Source organism: Nonomuraea sp. NPDC049725 (assembly GCF_040674795.1).
GTDB lineage: Bacteria > Actinomycetota > Actinomycetes > Streptosporangiales > Streptosporangiaceae > Nonomuraea > Nonomuraea ceibae.
In genome coordinates this window covers 60,705-77,298 of the sequence record NZ_JBFANJ010000010.1, presented here as the reverse complement: position 1 = coordinate 77,298, position 16,594 = coordinate 60,705, and the positions used below count along the sequence as shown (strand labels likewise).

Below are 16,594 nucleotides of genomic sequence, written 5' to 3'. Positions count from 1 at the left end.
GGGCCACTAGCGTGGGCGCATGCGTTCACGTCGCTCGGTTCTCGCGGTGCCCGGCAGCAATCCCCGGTTCCTGGAGAAGGCGCAGGGCCTGCCCGCCGACGAGGTGTTCCTCGACCTGGAGGACGCCGTCGCGCCCCTGGCCAAGGAGGAGGCGCGCCGCAACATCGTGGCCGCGCTGCGCGAGGGCGACTGGACCGGCAAGACCCGGGTCGTGCGGGTCAACGACCTGACGACGCAGTGGACGTACCGGGACGTCATCGAGATCGTCGAAGGCGCCGGCGACAAGCTCGACTGCCTGATGCTGCCCAAGGTCCAGGACCCCACCGAGATCGTCTGGCTCGACACGCTGCTCACCCAGATCGAGAAGACGATGGGCTTCGAGGTGGGCCGCATCGGCATCGAGGCGCAGATCGAGAACGCCCGCGGGCTGGTCAACGCCGACTCCATCGCCGGGTCGTCCAAGCGGCTGGAGACGCTGGTGTTCGGGCCGGCCGATTTCATGGCCTCGATCAACATGCGCACCCTCGTCGTGGGCGAGCAGCCGCCCGGCTACGAGGAGGGCGACGCCTACCACTACATCCTGATGCGGCTGCTGATGGCCGCCCGGATGCACGACCTCCAGGTGATCGACGGGCCCTACCTGCAGATCAGGGACGTCGACGGCTACCGGCGGGTCGCCCGGCGGGCCGCGGCGCTCGGCTTCGACGGCAAGTGGGTGCTGCACCCGTCGCAGATCGAGGCGGCCAACGAGGTGTTCTCGCCGTCGCAGGAGGACTACGACCACGCCGAGCTCATCCTGGAGGCGTACGAGCACTACACCACCGTGGAGCGGCGCGGCGCGGTCATGCTCGGCGACGAGATGATCGACGAGGCGTCGCGCAAGATGGCGCTGGTCGTGGCCGCCAAGGGCCGGGCCGCCGGGCTGACCAGGACGACCCGGTTCGAGCCCTAGACCTTCAGCCCGATCGTCGTGAAGAACCAGAACGACGAGGTCAGCCAGAGCCCCACCAGCGCGGTGAACGCCAGCCCGCCCAGCACCGGCAGCGTCCAGCCCGGCGCGTCGTCCCTGCGCAGCGACAGCATCTTGGCCACGAACACGCCGTAGAAGAAGCAGCCGAGCAGCGAGTGGACGGCGACCCTGGCCACGTCGTACTGCAGCCCGAGCGCGTACAGGCAGTGGAACGCGACCGGGATCGTCAGCAGGAACGCCAGCCTGCCCGACCAGCGGTGCACGCCCGCCGGGATGTCGACGCCGATCCGGCCCCACAGCGACAGGGCGGAGACGACCTGCACCAGCGCCAGCACGGTGGCGCCCGTCGTCAGCCACACCTTCATCGGCAGTGCGGCCGAGAAGCCCGCGACGCCCACGGCGAAGCCCGTCGGGGTGTGCGCGCGGCCGTACACGCCGAGCGCGACCATGATCAGGCCGCCGGCGAGCAGCGGCAGGAGCAGCGCGGCGGCACGGGCCGGGCGGTGCCGGATGGCGGTCATCGCATCTCCTCGATGAAGCCGTCGACGTCCTCCGGGTAGACGGTGGTCCCGCCGACGGTGACGGGGCCGGTCGGCTCGTCGCCGTCCAGCCGGGGGACCGGCACCTGCTCGTCGCCCGCGAACGCGGTCCCGACCTGGGTGAACCCGCCCTGCGGATCGCGCAGCACGATCCAGCCGGCGCGGATCCTGGCCCCTCTGACGATGGCGCTCGCCCGGTACAGGCCGGACGGCTTCTTCGCCACCGGGGCCACGAAGGTCCAGCTCCTGCCGCCTATCGACACCCGGCCGGTGGCCCTGCCGTCGCCGAGCTCGGCCTCGACCTTGGCCCCGCCGGAGCCCTTCAGCACGAGCTCGTCGCCGGTCGCGTCGCCCTTGAACCAGACCTCGGTCCTGCCGTCGCAGAAGTAGCCGATGGCCTTGCCGTCGCGGACGGAGATCGCGATCAGGCCGCCGTTGCCCTTGACGCGGCCCGCGTAGTCGGCCCTCCTCGGCGCGGCGGGCACGGACTCCTCGAACGTGGGGGTGGCGCTCGGCTCGGGCGTGCTCTCCGCCACCGGCGCGTTGGTCCCGGCGGTGTTCCCGGTGGTGTTCCCGGCGTTGCCGGCGGCGTTGTTGCCTGTTACGGCGGGGGTGTCCGCCGCGGGTGTCGCCGTGATGCTGGCGACACCCAGCCCCACGGCGAGCACGGCGCCCGCCGTCAGGGTGATGACTGGTCCCAGCCTTGACATGGATGCGCTCCCAGGGTCGACATGACCTACGTCCCTGAGCATCCGCCGAAATCGCCGCGCCGTCTGTGAACTATTGCGTACAGGCTGGGAAGATTCTGTAGATGCAGGAGAATCCTGGGCCACCGCATTCCTACGGCACGTACCCGTACCCGCCGCCGCAGCCGTCCTGGTACGTGCCGACCCCGCGCGGCGCCCGCTACGACCATCTGGCGCGCACGCCCGCCGCGCAGCTCTGGCGGCAGGTCGTCGGCACGCTCGTGGTCGCCGCCGGGTTCTTCGCGGTCGGGTTCGTCGTGCTGCTCGCCGGGATGATGCTCGGCACGATCCTCGGCATCCCGCCGCCCGCCAACCCCGAGCAGATCTCCAGCGACCCGGTGTTCGGCATGGCCCAGCTCCTGCTGTCGCTGGCGGTGGTGCTGCCGGTGGTGTTCGGCACGGTGGCGCTCGTGCAGCGGCGGCGGCCGGGCACGATCTCCTCCGTCGCCGGGCGGCTGCGGTGGGGCTGGATGCTGCGCTGCGCCGCGCTGGCCGTGCTGGCGCTGGTGCTCGGGCAGGCCGCCCAGCTCGTCACCCTCGCGATCACGGGGGAGCCGGTCGACGACTTCTTCGGCTGGGTCGGGTGGGCGTACTTCCTGCCGGCGCTCGTCGTCATCGTGCTGCTGGTGCCGTTCCAGGCGGCCGCCGAGGAGTACGTGTTCCGCGGCTGGTTCCTCCAGGCGTTCGGGGCGCACGTGCGCAATCCGGTGTGGAGCATCCTGATCAGCTCGGCGGTGTTCGCGGGGATGCACGGCTACTCGTCGGCGGGGCTGGTGGACGTGTTCCTGTTCGGGGCGGTCATGGGGTTCCTGGCGGTGCGTACCGGCGGGCTGGAGGCGCCGATCGGGCTGCACGTGGTGAACAACATGGTGGCGTTCGGGCTGAGCGCGGCGTCGGGGCAGCTCGACGACGCGCTGTTGCAGGACCAGGTGCCGTGGCAGTCGCTCGCGGGGTCGCTGGTGCAGCTCGCGGTGTACGCCATCGGCGTGCTCTATCTCGCGAAAAAGCGGTCAATCAGCGCCTATTCCGGATAAATCGCCGCGCGGTGCCGGGAATCTCGCTAGAGAGGTCTCGCCATTCCGGCTTCGGCATGCTGGTCTGGATGTCGTGGGTTGTGAGCGTCATTCGGAAGTGATCATCGGCGCCCCCCGGGGTAGAAGCAGTTGGAACGGTCCGCCTCCCCGCGGCCCGATCCACCCGCCGACCAGGCCAGACCTGACACGTGGAGGAGGTACGGCACGTGGCCTCCGGCGCCAGTGACGAGCCTCGGCTACCGCCGGGCGACGACGACCCGGGTTCCGGGAGCGGATCCGGCGAACCCAGGATCCGGCACACCCCGCCGGGTCCCAGCGACGACCGTGCCCGCGGCTTACCGGTGACATCCCCCTGGGGCATGCCGCCGTTCGCCGCCCCCACCCCCGAGGACGACGACGAGGCCGGTGACGACCCGCCCAAGGGCCGACGCCCCTACAGCTCCCCGACGGCCGACCCCGAGACCGAGCCGCGCCGCCGTCCCCGCCGCACGGTCAACCGGCCCGACAAGCTCGTCGCCTCCGGACCGCCCCGCCCCACGCCGGAGGCCGCCAAGCCCAAGGAGCCCCCCTACCACCTGCCCCTCCCGCAGACCGACGACGACGACGAGCCGCGCCCCGTCCGCATCCCCCCGTACCTCCTCACCCACCATCCCCCGGCCCCCGCCCAACCCGACGCTCCCGCACGGCCTCCCGCCCCGGAAGAAACGCACCCCGTACGGCCCTCCGATCCGGACGAAGCGGACCCCGTACGGCCCCTCGCTCCCGAGGAGGCGCGGGCCGAGGGCGGCGAGGCGGACGAGGAGACCGTGCGGCGGGTGGGGAGGCCGCCGGCGGGGCGGCCGACGCGGCCGGACCTGCTCGTGGCGGCCGGCCCGGAACGCCCCGGCAACGGGGGCAGGCACGAGCGGACCCTGGCCCCCTCGGCGGTGCGCCGGGCGAGCCCGATGCGGCGGCGCCGGCGCGGCACGGTGCCGATGGCCGTCGCGCTCGTCGTCGCCCTGCTCGTGGCGGGCGGCGTGCTGCTGTGGCAGTGGGTCACCCCCGACGACCCCGGCCTGAGGCTGGCGGCGGGCGTCGGCAGGCCGGGCGACAGCCTGTTCACCGTGCCCGCCTCCACCGGCCTGGGCTCCAACCAGAAGCTCAACGACATGGCCTCCGTCGGCGGCGCGGTCGTGGCGGTGGGCAGCGACATGACGAGCCCGACGCCGCGCCCGCTGTTCCTGTTCTCGCCCGACGGCGAGCGGTGGCGGCTGGGCCGGGTGACCGGCGCGGCGGCGCCCACGGTGCAGCGGGTCGTCGGCGGCGGCGGGCGCTGGCTGGCGAGCGGCGGCGACGAGCTGACCGGGCGCGCCATGTGGACGAGCGCCGACGGCCTGGCCTGGGAGGCGGTGGAGCCGGCCGGGCTGGCCGCGTTCCGCGACGGCGACGTGGTGCACGACATCGCCAGGACCGGGTCCGGGTTCGTGGCCGTGGGCCGCTCGACGCTGCAGAACGGCGGCGCGGGCCCGGCGGCCTGGCACTCCGCCGACGGCCGCTCCTGGGACCGCGTCGACACGCGCGGCCTGGACGTGGGCGAGCTGCGCGCGGTGGTGGCGAAGGGCGACACGGCGGTGGCGCTGGCCCAGCCGGGGCAGGGCGACGGCTCGCGGGTGCTGCGCTCGGCCGACGGCGGCCGGAGCTGGGCGGCGACCGGGTTCCAGCTTCCTGAGGCGATGCCGAGGGCGGGCTCGCTGGCGGTGGCGCCGAAGCGGTTCGTGCTGGTGCCGGTCCGCCACCGCACGGCCTCGGGCGACGTGCGCGTCTACTGCTCGCCGACGGGCGCGGAGTGGTCGCAGTGCGGCACGATCGACGAGCTCGGCGGGCAGAGCCCGGGCGTGGAGTCGCTGATCTCGCACGCGTCGGGCGTCGCGGCCGTCAGCCAGGCGAACCTGGGCGGCTACTCGGTGCTGACCAGCGCCGACGGCGGGTCGTGGAAGGAACGGGCTGAGCTGGGCGACCTGGCGGGGGCGACCCTGCGCGGGTTCACGATCTCCGGTGACGGCACCCTGTTCGCGGGCGGCGACCAGGCGGCGGCCGACGTGGACAACCAGCTCGTGCTGATGGCGGCGCCCGAGCGCGGCAAGCCTGCCCGGGTGCGGCTGGCGGGCGTGGACGGCCTGTCGCGGGCCGCCCGCGAGACCTCACGGGTGGCCGGGCACGACGGCCGTTACGTCGCGGTGGGCTCGGCGTCCGGCGACGCCGGCATCTGGACCAGCCTCAACTGGCAGGACTGGACGTCCATCAGCCTGGGCGGCCCGCGCCAGCAGCGGCTCAGCGACGTGGCCCACGGCCGCAAGGGCTGGCTGGCGGTCGGCGCCACCCAGACGGACGTGCAGGTCACCGAGCCGCTGCTGGTGGCCTCGGAGGACGGCCGGGCCTGGCGCAAGGTGGCCGCCGGCGGCGATCTGGCCCGGCCGGGCGACCACCCGTACCTGGACGCGCGCGTCCTGGCCGCCGGGCCCGACGGCTACGTGCTCGCGGGCGAGGACCGGGGGCCGACGGGCACGGTGTCGGCCGCGCTGTGGTTCACGCCGGACCTGCGCCGGTTCACCCGTTCGGACAAGCTGCCGCAGGGCGGCTCCGACGTGCGGATCCACGACCTGGCGGCCACCTCCGACGGCTATGTCGCGGTCGGCGGCGCGGGCGTGGGCGCCGGCGAGAGCGGCGTCGTGTGGGTCTCCGGCGACGGCGTCAACTGGAAGGCGCGCAAGCGCGTGGCCCCGCCGGGCACGTCCTCGGCCGGGCTGCGCCAGGTGGCCGCCTACCAGGACCGGCTCGTCGCCATCGGCGCCGCCGTGACGGACGAGGGCGCCCGCCGCGCCTTCTCCGCCGTCTCCGAGGACGACGGCGCGACCTGGCGTACGGCCTGGCTGCCCGCCGAACGGGCGGCGGCGGTGTACGACCTCGCGGCGGCCGGCCCGGGGCTCGTCGCGGTCGGCTGGCACGGCACGCCCGGCGACGGCGACAGCGCCGCCTGGACCTCCGAGGACGGGATCGGCTGGAGCCGCCTGGACCTGACCGAGGACAGCCTGGCGGGGCCGGGGGCGCAGTGGCTGACGGCGGTGACGGTGGCGGGCGAGGAGGTCGTGGCGCTGGGCCGCTCCACCACCTACAGTGACGACCACCTCATCCTGTGGACCTCCACCCTCACGTCCAGCCGCTGATCAGGGCGGGAGCGCGTCCCACTCCCGCAGCGCCTCCAGCAGGCCGGGCGAGAGGGCCAGGCGGGTCAGCTCGGCGCGGGCGCACCAGCGGGCGTCGGCGGCGTCGTCCGACGCGCTGAGCACGCCGCCGGTGACCGTGGCGAAGTAGTCGCGGATCTCGTACGTAACGCCGGCCGGGCCGGGACGGTCGACGGCGCCGGCGAGCGGGCCGACGGCGACGCGCAGGCCGGTCTCCTCCATGACCTCGCGGCGGACCGCGGCCTCGTCGCTCTCGCCGGGCTCCACACGACCGCCGGGAAGCGACCACAGCCCGGCCGACGGAGCATGGCCGCGCCGTACGAGAAGCAGCCGCCCGGCGTCGAAGATGATCGCTCCCACACAATTTACGCGCACATGACCAAGATTACGACGGGATAACGATGAGCGGCCTTGACGGGGCCGGGCCCGAGGAAGCACCGTGGGTAGCTGTGAGAGCGGCTCCAACGTGCCCACGGTGTTTTGGCCCGCTTCACGGGCCCGGTGCGTGGTCCAGCGCATGGCGTTGTGACGCGCACGGAGACGTCCTGCCGTATCAGCCGCCCCGGCCGCCGTCCGCGACGGCCCTGGAGGCGATGCGGAAGAACTCCATGGTGCCCGTGTGGCTGCCATGGCCGTTGCCGTCCAAATGGATGGTGACCGGCTTCGCGGAGGTGGGCGACGAGCACAGAGGCGTCCGGGCCAGCGTGGTGGCGCTGAGCGGGCCGTCGTTCATGCACGGGCCGGCCGACCTGCTGATCGTCGCCGAGGAGCCCGGGGTGGGGCTGGGCGCGGCGTTCGCCGGGCTCGACGGGCCCGACCCGGGCGAGGGGTTCGACCACGGGCCGCCGAACGCGAAGATCGAGGTGCTCGGGCACCCGACGCCTCTGTGGTGCGTGGGCGCGGCGGCCGACCGGGCCGTCTACGCGGGCGAGGCGCTGGGCAACTGGCTGTGGACGATCGCCTGGCCGTCGGAGGCCGGCTGCCTCATCCCGCTGGCCGAGCTCAGCCTGCTCGATCTGCGTGACCTCGACCTCGACGTGCCTTACGGGGCGTTCTCCCCGAGACTGGAAGACTGACAGGCGTTCCCCTCGTACGGCGTGCTGGGGGAGCGGTGCTGAGGTTCTTCGTCGAGGCGTTCGTGACGATGTTCGTCATCATGGACCCGCCGGGAGTCATCCCGCTCTTCCTCGCCTACACCTTCGGGCGCACCGCCCAGGAGCGCAAACGGGTCGCCTGGCAGGCGTCGGTGACCGCGTTCTGCCTGATCGTGGTGTTCGCGGTGTTCGGCCAGGCGATCCTCGGCTACCTGCACGTCGAGGTGGCCGCCATGCAGATCGCGGGCGGGCTGCTGCTCCTGCTGGTCGCGCTGGAGCTGCTGCGCGGGGCGGCCGAGCCGCGCGCCGACACCGTCCGCTCCAACGTGAACGTCGCCCTGGTGCCGCTCGGCACGCCCCTGCTCGCCGGGCCCGGCGCGATCGTGGCGACCATCGTCTTCGCCCAGCAGGCCGCCGGGGTGCCCGGCGGCATCCTGGCGCTCGGGCTGGCGATCGCGGCCGTGCACATCCTGCTGTGGCTGTTCATGCGCTTCTCCGTGAGCATCATCCGCCTCATCAAGGAGAACGGCGTCGAACTCGTCACCAGGATCGCCGGTCTGCTCCTGTCGGCGCTGGCCGTGCAACTCATCATCAACGCGATTCGCTCACTCACGCAGACGGGCTAGAGTTCGGAGGCGTGACAGCGCGTATCGAGCGAGTGGTGACCGAGGGCGTCGTCGAGATCGACGACGTCGAGCACAAGGTCGAGAACAACACGTGGATCATCGGCGATGACGACGAAGTGATCGTCATCGACCCGGCGCGTGACGCCGACAAGATCCTTGAGCAGGTCGGCGAGCGCGAGGTGCTCGCCGTCATCTGCACCCACGGCCTGCCCGACCACGTCGGCGCGGCCATCGAGGTGGCCAGCCGCGACGAGGCGGTCATCGCCCTGCACCCCAAGGACAAGCCGCACTGGCGGGAGACCTGGACCGAGACCTGGCCCGACATCGACATGGAGGACGACGGCATCTTCGGCGTCGCCGACGTGCAGCTCGACGTCATGGAGACGCCCGGGGTGACGCCGGGCGGCGTCTCGCTCTACTGCGAGGCGCTGGAGGCGGTCTTCACCGGCAAGACCCTCCAGGCCGACGGCCCGGGCAAGCTCGGCGGCGAGTACCCCCGCCTGGCCGACCAGCTCACCGCGATCGGCGGGCGGCTGTTCACGCTGCCGGCCGCGACGCGGGTGCTGCCGTCGCACGGCGAGGAGGTCACGGTCGGCGACCTGGAGCCGCACTTCGACGACTGGATCTCCGGCTCGCTGACCCGTGAGCCCGCCCCCGAGGGCCCGCTCTCCGACGGCACCCGGGTGTCGGGCATCAAGCTCAACCCGGGCGACGAATAGGGTGCAGGGCCAGCTTCCGCTGGAAGGGATGCCGCGGCGGCTCTATTCGTGCACGCCGTCGCGGTTGAACGCCTGGCTCGACTGCCGGCGCCGCTACCGGTTCACCTACCTGGACCGGCCGCAGCCGTCCAAGGGCCCGGCCTGGGCGCACAACAGCGTCGGGGCGAGCGTGCACAACGCGCTGGCGGCCTGGTGGCGGGAGCCGTACGAGCGGCGCACCCCGCTCACGGCGGCCACCCTGCTCACGAGCGGGTGGATCACCGAGGGGTTCAGGGACGGGGAGCAGTCGGCGCGGTGGCTCGCGCGTGCCCGCGACCTCGTGTCCGGATATGTCGCGACTTTAGACCCCAGTGATGATCCGGTCGGCGTCGAACGCACCGTCGCCACCCGCACCAAGGTCATCGCGCTGTCCGGCCGCATCGACCGGCTCGACCGGCGCGGCGACGAGCTGGTGGTCGTCGACTACAAGACCGGGCGGCGGCCCCTCACCCAGGACGACGCGCGCTCCTCGCTCGCGCTGGCGGTCTACGCGATCGCGGCGTCCCGGATGATGCGCACCCCCGCCCGCGCCGTCGAGCTGCACCACCTGCCGACCGGCGAGATCGTCGAGTGGCGGCACACCGACGAGTCCCTCGGCCGCCACCTGAGCCGCGCCGAGGAGATCGCCCTGGAGGCGGCCGACGCCGACGACCGCTATCGCGCGGCGGTGTCCTCCGACGCCTCCAGCGCCCCGAGCCGCCGCTCCCGGCCCGCCCCGGCCCGGGACACCGGACCCGGCGGCCCGGCTCTCCACGCGCCGCCTCAGCCGCGTCCAGCGGAGCCTGAACCACGGCCCTCGGCGGATCCGGGCAACCCGGGAGCCGCCTGGCCGTCCAAGGACGACCTGCGGCGCGAGCGGGCGTCCGTGGGACCGGCCGCCGTGCCCGCCGAGATCGACGCGTTGTTCGCGCCCAGCCCGGGGCCGATCTGCGGGTGGTGCGACTTCCGCCGCCACTGCCCAGAGGGGCTGGCCGCCGCCCCCGAACGCCGCCCGTGGGACGGCCTGGCCGAATAGCGCACCCCTGACCGGCCCGGTCAGGGGCTGGATCGGTGGCGAGGGGCGATGGCGCCGGTCAGGGGCTGGGCCAGTGGCGAGGGTCGACGGCGCCGCGCAGACCCTTGCGGACGTCGTAGCCGGCCGCCGCCAGCCGCTGCCGGGAGTCGCGCAGCATCCGCCGCGTCGCGGGCAGGAACGCCCGGTCGTGCAGCGGCTCCGGCAGCGCGTTCATGGCCAGCCTGAACGCCGCCAGCCCGGCCGTCACCGCGCCCTGCGGCACCTCCGGCAGGATCCCGTACATCCGCCTGGCCCAGTCCGGCAGCGTGTAGTAGCACAGCGCCCCGAACGGGAAGTAGACCGGCTTCCCGGCCGACAGCAGCCGCAGCCGCGGCGGCATCTTCGGCCACAGCAGGAAGCGCACGGCCGCCCTGGCCTCCTCCGTGACCCGCAGCGCGGGCCTGGCCGCCTTGAAGTAGGCCGCCATCTCGGCGCGCGAGCCGGGCACGTCCTCGGGGTGCAGCCCCACGTAGGCGGCGCTGCGCCGCTGCTCGGCGAGGTAGCGGTCGGCCTGCGGCCCGGTGAGCGCGAGCCCGCCGCGCCGGGCGACCTCCAGGTAGGACGAGACCTCCGCGCAGTGCACCCACAGCAGCAGCTCCGGGTTGTCGACCCGGTGCACCCGGCCGCCGGGCTCGACGACGCGCAGGCTCCGGTGGATGCCGCGCACCCGCCTGCCGATCGCGCGGGCCTCCTCCGGGGTGCCGAACGTGACCCGCCCCACGAAGTCGGCGGTACGGCGCAGCCGTCCGAACGGGTCGGTGCGGAAGTCGGAGTTCTGCCAGACGCCGAGCATCGCCAGCGGGTGCAGAGCCTGGAGCATCAGCCCCCGGACGCCGCCGACCCACATCGTGCGGTCGAGGTGCACCCGCCAGGTCGCGCTGCGCGGTGACTGGACGGCGAGGGGCGACGGGACGGCGAGGTCTTCGGACATGGTGGACGCATGGTTACACAGCGCCCGATCGAGTGTCCAAAAAGTGGCTTTCGGCGTCGTTCCAGAAGCGGACCAGCGCGGCGGCCGTCGTCTCGGGCGCCTCCACGGCGGGTGAGTGCACGGCGCCCGGCACCACCACGCACTCCGCCTCCAGCGTGGCCGCCATCTCCGCCTGCGTCTCGGCCGGCCAGCCGTCGTCGTGCTCGCCGTACAGGACCAGCGTGGGCACCTCGATCTGGCGCAGCTCGGGCGTGCGGTCGTGCATGGTGAGCACCTGCTCGGCCATGCACGCCAGCCCGGTCGGGGAGTTGGCCAGCAGCCGCTTGCGCAGGAACGCCATGATGTCGTCGGGCACCCCGGCGGCCACGGCCTCCGGCTCGAACCTGGCGTGCCACACGTGCTCCAGGCCCAGCTCGGGGATCTCGCGCAGCATCTTGCGGCCGTGGTGGGCGCGCTTGCCGGCGATCGCCGACGGGCCGGAGCTCATCAGCGTGAACGAGGCGAACTTGGTGCGCCCGTCGATGACGGCCTCCCGCGAGACCAGGCCGCCGAAGGAGTGGCCCACCAGGTGCACCGGCTCGCCGCCGCCGAGGGTCTGCGCGAGCTGGTCGACGTCGGCGCCGAGCGCCGCGCAGGTGTAGGCGCCGGGGTCGTCGGGGCCCGGCGACTCGTACTGGCCGCGCAGGTCGATGGCCAGCACCCGGCGGCCCGACTGGGCCAGGGTCTGCAGGACCGCGATGAAGTCTTCCTTGCTCCCCGTCAGGCCGGGCACCAGGAGTGCGGGCCAGCGCTCCACCACGCCGCTCACCGGCGACGCCTCCAGGGCCGCGAACGTGCCCTCGGGGGTGTCGATCTTGCGTGGTGCAACGCCGGGAGGCAGCTGCAGGAATCGCGGCGTACTCACGTGGGGCAACAATACCCAGAGGCCAGCGCGTCAACACCGGCTAACCTTCTACGCTGGTGCCGGATTTCGGGGGAGTTGCCAGCTTATGGGGGTGCCGGACGCCGGGTCCGGGACGCGCGGCGCGTACCTGGAAGCCCGGTGCGCGGGGTTCCGGCCGGAGCGCTCGCCCGCCCATCACGGGGGCCGCTGACACGCGGAAGGGCGCGCACCCGGGTGGGTGCGCGCCCTTCACACTGCGCTCTTCACACTGCGGTCGTCAGCCCGCGCGGCGGCGGTTGCCGCCGCCACCACCGCCACGAGCCTGGCGGCGCTGCTGCTTGCGCTCGGTGGCGGCGGACGGGGCGATGTCGTCGTCGTCCGTCGCCAGGTCGGGCGACTGGAAGATCACCGTGAACGGGCTCGGCGGGATGATCCGCTCCGGCTCCCTGGACGCCGCGGGCGGCGGCGGGGTGGTCAGGAAGCTGGGCACCGGCTCGGCCGGCGACGGCTCGACGGCAGGCGCCACCCGGACCGGCTCCGCGGCCCGCGCCGGCTCCGGCGCCCGCGTGGGCTCCGGCGCCCTGGCGGGCTCAGGAGCGCGTACGGGCTCGGCGGCCTTGACGGGCTCGGGCGCCTTGACGGGCTCGGCGGCCTTGACCGGCTCGGCGCTCACCACGGGCTCAGCGGCCTTGACAGGCTCTGTGACCTTGGCGGGCTCTGTGGCCTTGGCCGATTCGGCGGACGCCCGCTCCGCCGACGAACGGCGGGTGCGGCGGCGCGGCTCGGCGGCCACGGCCTCCACCTCGTCAGCAGAGATGATCGCGGGCGTCTCCTCCGGCTTGCGGGAGCGACCGTTCACGAGCTCGACCTCCGGCGTCTCGACGGGAGTGCCCTCTTCGGCGGACTTGCCACCACGGGTGCGGCGGCGCTGGCGAGGCGTGCGGGCCGGACGGCGTTCGTCACGTTCCTCACGCTCGTCACGGCGTCGGCCGCCGCGGTTGCGGGGGCGGCCCGTCTCGCCGAGGTCCTCGATCCGCTCCGCCGACAGCCCTGCCCGGGAGCGGTTGGCGTGCGGCAGCACGCCCTTGGTGCCCTCGGGGATGTTGAGCTCGGTGAAGACGTGCGGCGAGGTGGAGTAGGTCTCGACGGGCTCGGCGAAGTCCAGGCCGAGCATCTGATTGATCATCTTCCAGCGGGTCAGCTCCTCCCACTCCACGAACGTGACCGCGATGCCCGTGCGCCCGGCCCGGCCGGTGCGGCCGATGCGGTGCACGTAGGTCTTGTCGTCGGTGGGAGCGTCGTAGTTGACCACGTGGGTGACGTCGTCGATGTCGATGCCTCGGGCCGCCACGTCGGTGGCCACCAGCACGTCGATCTTGCCGTTGCGGAAGGCGCGCAGAGCCTGCTCGCGCTGGCCCTGGCCGAGGTCGCCGTGGACCGCCGCGACCGCGAAGCCGCGGGTGTCGAGCTGCTCGGCGACCATGTCGCAGGCCCGCTTGGTCTCGCAGAAGACCATGGTGAGCCCGCGGCCCTCGGCCTGGAGCAGCCGGGCGACGATCTCGATCTTGTCCATCCGGTGGGTGCGCCAGACGATCTGGCGGACCTGCGGAGTGGCCTCGCCCTCGCCGCTCTCGTGCTCGGCGCGCACGTGGGTGGGACGGTTGAGGTACTTGCGCGAGAGCGAGACGATCTCACCCGGCATGGTGGCCGAGAACAGCATCGTCTGCCGCTGCGCCGGGATCAGCTTGAAGATCCGTTCGATGTCGGGCAGGAAGCCCAGGTCGAGCATGCGGTCGGCCTCGTCGAGCACCAGGCTGGTGATCTGGCTGAGGTCGAGGTGCTTCTGCTTGACCAGGTCGAGCAGGCGTCCGGGGGTGCCGACGATGACGTCGACTCCGGCCTTCAGCGCCTCGATCTGCGGCTCGTACGCGCGACCGCCGTAAACGGTCAGGACGCGCGAGCCGAGCTTGCCCGCGGCGGTGACGAGGTCCTCGCTCACCTGGTGGGCCAGCTCGCGGGTCGGCACGACGACCAGCCCGCGGGGCTTCTTGCGGTTCTTGCGCGGCTTGCCGATGCTCTGGAGCATCGCGATGCCGAACGCGTAGGTCTTGCCCGTGCCCGTGCGTGCCTGTCCGATGAGGTCCTGGCCGCCCAGTGCGAGCGGGAGAGCCATCTCCTGGATCGGGAACGGTGTGGTGATGCCCTCGGTCTCGAGGGCATCGGCGATTTCTGGTGTGACTCCGAGGTCTCGGAAAGTCGTCAGCGTGGCCTGCCTCAGTCTCAAATGAAGGCGGGCCTGCCGGGACCGATCGGGCGGAAAAATACCCCCGTGCCTGGGTCCTCGCGGTAGAGCCAGCCCTCTCATGTCATCAGCGACCGCGCACCCGGGGAGCGGGGGCATCCGGGAGAGATTCCCCCGAATTTACACAGTGCGGTCGCACTTTCACAGAGCAGTGTACTCGATACCACAACGCTGGCCGAGCTCACGTATGTTCCCGAAGATTGACCGAAGTACGCTGCGACGTATGAACGAGTCCCCTGCGGTCGTCGATTTGCTCGGCGTCCTGGCCTATGCCGAGCTCAGCGCCTTCACGCGGATGACCGACGACGCGGCGAGGCTGGCGCCCACGCTGGCCGACCGGGCCGCGCTCAGCGAGCTGGCCGTGGCGGAGTATGCGCACTTCCGGCTGCTGCGCGACCGGCTCACCGAGCTGGGCGCCGATCCGGACGCGGCGATGCAGCCGTTCGCCGAGGCGCTCGACGCCTGGCACCGCCAGACCACGCCGACCGACTGGCTGGAGGCGCTGGTCAAAGCCTATGTCGGGGTCGGCATCGCGCTCGACTTCTATCGGGAGGCGGCCCGGCGGCTGGAGCCCGCGATCGCCAAGCTCGTGGACGAGGTGCTGGCGGACGAGGGGCGGGCCGGGTTCGCGGTCGAGCGGGTCAGGGCGGGCATCGCCGCCGACCCGGTCGTCGGCGGGCGGCTGGCGCTGTGGGCCAGGCGGATGGTCGGCGAGGCGCTCAGCCAGGGGCAGCGGGTGGCCGCGGCCCGGCCGGAGCTGGCGATGATGCTGGTCGAGTCGGGGGCCGACGACCAGGCCGAGATCTCCCGGATGTTCGCCCGCCTCACCGAGGAGCACAACAAGCGCATGGCGGCGCTCGGCATCTGAACCCGGTGCAGGGCTGTCGAGGGGATCGCACGGCGCGGGGCGGCGAACGGCTGTAGCGTGCCAGGCATGAGGGCCTCGCGCCGCTACGGCAGTTCCTTGACCAGATGTGGGCCGAATCGCTGGCCGTCGCGGGCCGTGCTGCGCAGGGGAGGCGCCTGGTGCCCGGCCCGGGGACCGGAGATCGCCCCCCGGCGCCGCCGCCCACGCGGCTGCCGCCTCGCCTGACCCAATCTGACCTGACCTGACCTTGATCGGGCACTGACTGGGCCTGGTCCGGCCCGCCAGACCCGCGACCCCCGGGGCCGGTGGAACGCGGTCCCGGGAGTCAGGTCGTGCGGGCCGGAAAGGTCAGAGCGTGCCGCCGAAGCCCACCGGGCGGGATTCGTCCTCGCCGATCTCGATGAAGCCGAGCGCCGCCACCGGCACGACCACGCGCCTGCCCTTCACGTCAGTGATGGCGAACACGCCCCGCTCGGCTGCCAGCGCCTGCCTGATCTCCTCCTCGACCTGCTCCGACGACAGGTCGGTCTCCACCACGAGCTCGCGGTGTACGGAACGTACCCCGATCTTGACTTCCATCGTGCTCCCTTTCGACGGGGCTGTGCTGGTCCCATCGTGGCCGCTGCGTGCCGGAAACACGCCGATTGATCGCGCCCAGCGAACGGGTTATGCCGTACGCGGAAAACCGCTGATGCCCCGCCAGGCCAGCCGGGCCATGAGCTGCTCGGCCGCGTCCTTCGGGATGGAGCCGTGCTGGGTCACCCAGTAGCGGGCGCTGACCTCGGCCATGCCGACCAGCCCGACCCCGAGCAGGTGCGCCTCGTCGCTGGTGCAGCCGGTGTCCTCCTGGATCACCGCGCTGACCATCTCGGCGCACTCGCTCAGCGACCGCTCCACCCGCTGCCGCACCGGCGCCACGTTGCGCAGGTCGGACTCGAAGACCAGGCGGAACGCCTCGCCCTGGGTGGAGACGAAGTCGAAGAACGCGCTGAACGTCGCCTGGACCCGCAGCTTGTTCTCGCTGGTGGAGGCGAGGGCGTCGCGGCAGCGGTTGACCATGTCGTCGACGTGCAGGTCGAGCAGCGCCAGATAGAGCTCCAGCTTGCCGGGGAAGTGCTGGTAGAGCACCGGCTTGCTGACCCCGGCCCGCTCGGCGATCTCGTCCATGGCGGCCGCGTGGTAGCCGTTCTCGACGAACACTTCCTGCGCGGCGCTGAGCAGCTGCCGGCGGCGGGCGAGTCGGGGCAGCCGGGTGCCCCGGGGCTTGGCGTCCGGGGTAGCGGTCACGCGGGTCTCCAACGTCTTCGTGCGGATCGTGCCGACATCCTACGCGCGGGTAGCCGCCGCCTCAGCGATAGTCGTCATCGTCGAGCTCGACCACGCGGTCCTGGTCGGCCGCGTCGGCGGGGTCGACGTCGAACGGGACCTCCCGGCGCGGCCGGGACTCGTCCTCGCTCAGCCTGCGCCGCTGCTCGACGGCGTCGGCCTCCGGCGCCTCCAGCGGCCGCTCCTCGTCGTCGGCGAAATTCGCCTCGTCCCCGCGTACGTCCATCTCCGACATGTCGTTC

General features: G+C 72.9%; 17 protein-coding genes. 8 read left to right on the top strand and 9 right to left on the bottom strand.

Annotated elements, in window-relative coordinates; genetic code table 11:
* Positions 1-19: 19 nt before the first annotated feature.
* Entirely contained in the window at positions 20-952 is a 933-nt protein-coding gene (locus AB0J53_RS25735) for a CoA ester lyase (RefSeq protein ID WP_219504789.1), read from the top strand.
* On the opposite strand, the gene AB0J53_RS25730 is transcribed toward AB0J53_RS25735, so the two are convergent.
* Both AB0J53_RS25730 and AB0J53_RS25725 read right to left on the bottom strand, forming a co-directional pair.
* On the bottom strand, positions 949-1,491 hold the full coding sequence (locus tag AB0J53_RS25730) for a DUF6529 family protein (protein WP_364176624.1): 543 nt from the start codon (positions 1,489-1,491) through the stop codon (positions 949-951). The genes AB0J53_RS25735 and AB0J53_RS25730 overlap by 4 nt on opposite strands.
* A complete protein-coding gene (locus AB0J53_RS25725) occupies positions 1,488-2,219 on the bottom strand; it encodes a hypothetical protein (protein ID WP_364176621.1) in 732 nt (243 codons plus the stop codon). Before AB0J53_RS25725 ends, AB0J53_RS25730 begins: the two co-directional genes overlap by 4 nt.
* A 101-nt stretch (positions 2,220-2,320) precedes the next feature.
* Here AB0J53_RS25725 and AB0J53_RS25720 point away from each other — a divergent pair, with 101 nt between their 5' ends.
* Together AB0J53_RS25720 and AB0J53_RS25715 are read left to right on the top strand one after the other, a co-directional pair.
* Entirely contained in the window at positions 2,321-3,289 is a 969-nt protein-coding gene (locus tag AB0J53_RS25720; RefSeq protein ID WP_364176618.1) for a CPBP family intramembrane glutamic endopeptidase, read from the top strand.
* A 341-nt stretch (positions 3,290-3,630) separates the two neighbouring features.
* Positions 3,631-6,492: a hypothetical protein gene (locus AB0J53_RS25715; RefSeq protein WP_364176615.1), complete on the top strand. Its 2,862-nt coding sequence runs from the start codon at positions 3,631-3,633 to the stop codon at positions 6,490-6,492.
* Here the strand turns inward: AB0J53_RS25715 and AB0J53_RS25710 are convergent, their stop codons facing one another.
* Positions 6,493-6,870: an NUDIX domain-containing protein gene (locus tag AB0J53_RS25710; protein WP_364176612.1), complete on the bottom strand. Its 378-nt coding sequence runs from the start codon at positions 6,868-6,870 to the stop codon at positions 6,493-6,495. It abuts the gene before it with no gap.
* A 41-nt stretch (positions 6,871-6,911) separates the two neighbouring features.
* Here AB0J53_RS25710 and AB0J53_RS25705 point away from each other — a divergent pair, with 41 nt between their 5' ends.
* The 4 genes from AB0J53_RS25705 to AB0J53_RS25690 are packed head-to-tail and all read left to right on the top strand — an operon-like array spanning position 6,912 to position 10,003.
* Positions 6,912-7,586: a DUF6758 family protein gene (locus AB0J53_RS25705; RefSeq protein ID WP_364176609.1), complete on the top strand. Its 675-nt coding sequence runs from the start codon at positions 6,912-6,914 to the stop codon at positions 7,584-7,586.
* Between the two features lie 35 nt (positions 7,587-7,621).
* Positions 7,622-8,230, top strand: coding sequence for a MarC family protein (locus tag AB0J53_RS25700; protein ID WP_308125735.1), 609 nt, complete (start codon positions 7,622-7,624; stop codon positions 8,228-8,230).
* 11 nt (positions 8,231-8,241) lie between these two features.
* Complete coding sequence (locus AB0J53_RS25695) at positions 8,242-8,949, top strand: MBL fold metallo-hydrolase (protein WP_219504796.1); 708 nt, start codon at positions 8,242-8,244, stop codon at positions 8,947-8,949.
* A gap of 28 nt (positions 8,950-8,977) precedes the next feature.
* Positions 8,978-10,003 (top strand): PD-(D/E)XK nuclease family protein, encoded by a 1,026-nt coding sequence (locus tag AB0J53_RS25690; RefSeq protein ID WP_364176605.1) that lies wholly within the window; start codon positions 8,978-8,980, stop codon positions 10,001-10,003.
* Positions 10,004-10,061: 58 nt separating this feature from the next.
* On the opposite strand, the gene AB0J53_RS25685 is transcribed toward AB0J53_RS25690, so the two are convergent.
* The 3 genes from AB0J53_RS25685 to AB0J53_RS25675 all read right to left on the bottom strand — a co-directional run bounded on the left by AB0J53_RS25685 (position 10,062) and on the right by AB0J53_RS25675 (position 14,029).
* A complete protein-coding gene (locus tag AB0J53_RS25685; RefSeq protein WP_364176602.1) occupies positions 10,062-10,973 on the bottom strand; it encodes an oxygenase MpaB family protein in 912 nt (303 codons plus the stop codon).
* Positions 10,974-10,986: 13 nt separating this feature from the next.
* Positions 10,987-11,877, bottom strand: a complete 891-nt coding sequence (locus AB0J53_RS25680) for an alpha/beta hydrolase (RefSeq protein ID WP_219504799.1) — start codon at positions 11,875-11,877, stop codon at positions 10,987-10,989.
* Between the two features lie 256 nt (positions 11,878-12,133).
* Positions 12,134-14,029, bottom strand: coding sequence for a DEAD/DEAH box helicase (locus tag AB0J53_RS25675; protein WP_364176598.1), 1,896 nt, complete (start codon positions 14,027-14,029; stop codon positions 12,134-12,136).
* Between the two features lie 352 nt (positions 14,030-14,381).
* Between AB0J53_RS25675 and AB0J53_RS25670 the strand changes: the two genes are divergently transcribed.
* Positions 14,382-15,026: a ferritin-like fold-containing protein gene (locus tag AB0J53_RS25670; RefSeq protein WP_219504803.1), complete on the top strand. Its 645-nt coding sequence runs from the start codon at positions 14,382-14,384 to the stop codon at positions 15,024-15,026.
* A 348-nt stretch (positions 15,027-15,374) separates the two neighbouring features.
* Here the strand turns inward: AB0J53_RS25670 and AB0J53_RS25665 are convergent, their stop codons facing one another.
* From AB0J53_RS25665 to AB0J53_RS25655, 3 genes are all read right to left on the bottom strand, one after another.
* Positions 15,375-15,605 (bottom strand): DUF3107 domain-containing protein, encoded by a 231-nt coding sequence (locus tag AB0J53_RS25665; RefSeq protein ID WP_049574576.1) that lies wholly within the window; start codon positions 15,603-15,605, stop codon positions 15,375-15,377.
* 87 nt (positions 15,606-15,692) lie between these two features.
* Positions 15,693-16,313 (bottom strand): TetR/AcrR family transcriptional regulator, encoded by a 621-nt coding sequence (locus AB0J53_RS25660; RefSeq protein ID WP_364176594.1) that lies wholly within the window; start codon positions 16,311-16,313, stop codon positions 15,693-15,695.
* 61 nt (positions 16,314-16,374) lie between these two features.
* On the bottom strand, positions 16,375-16,587 hold the full coding sequence (locus tag AB0J53_RS25655) for a hypothetical protein (RefSeq protein WP_246644781.1): 213 nt from the start codon (positions 16,585-16,587) through the stop codon (positions 16,375-16,377).
* Positions 16,588-16,594 lie beyond the last annotated feature (7 nt).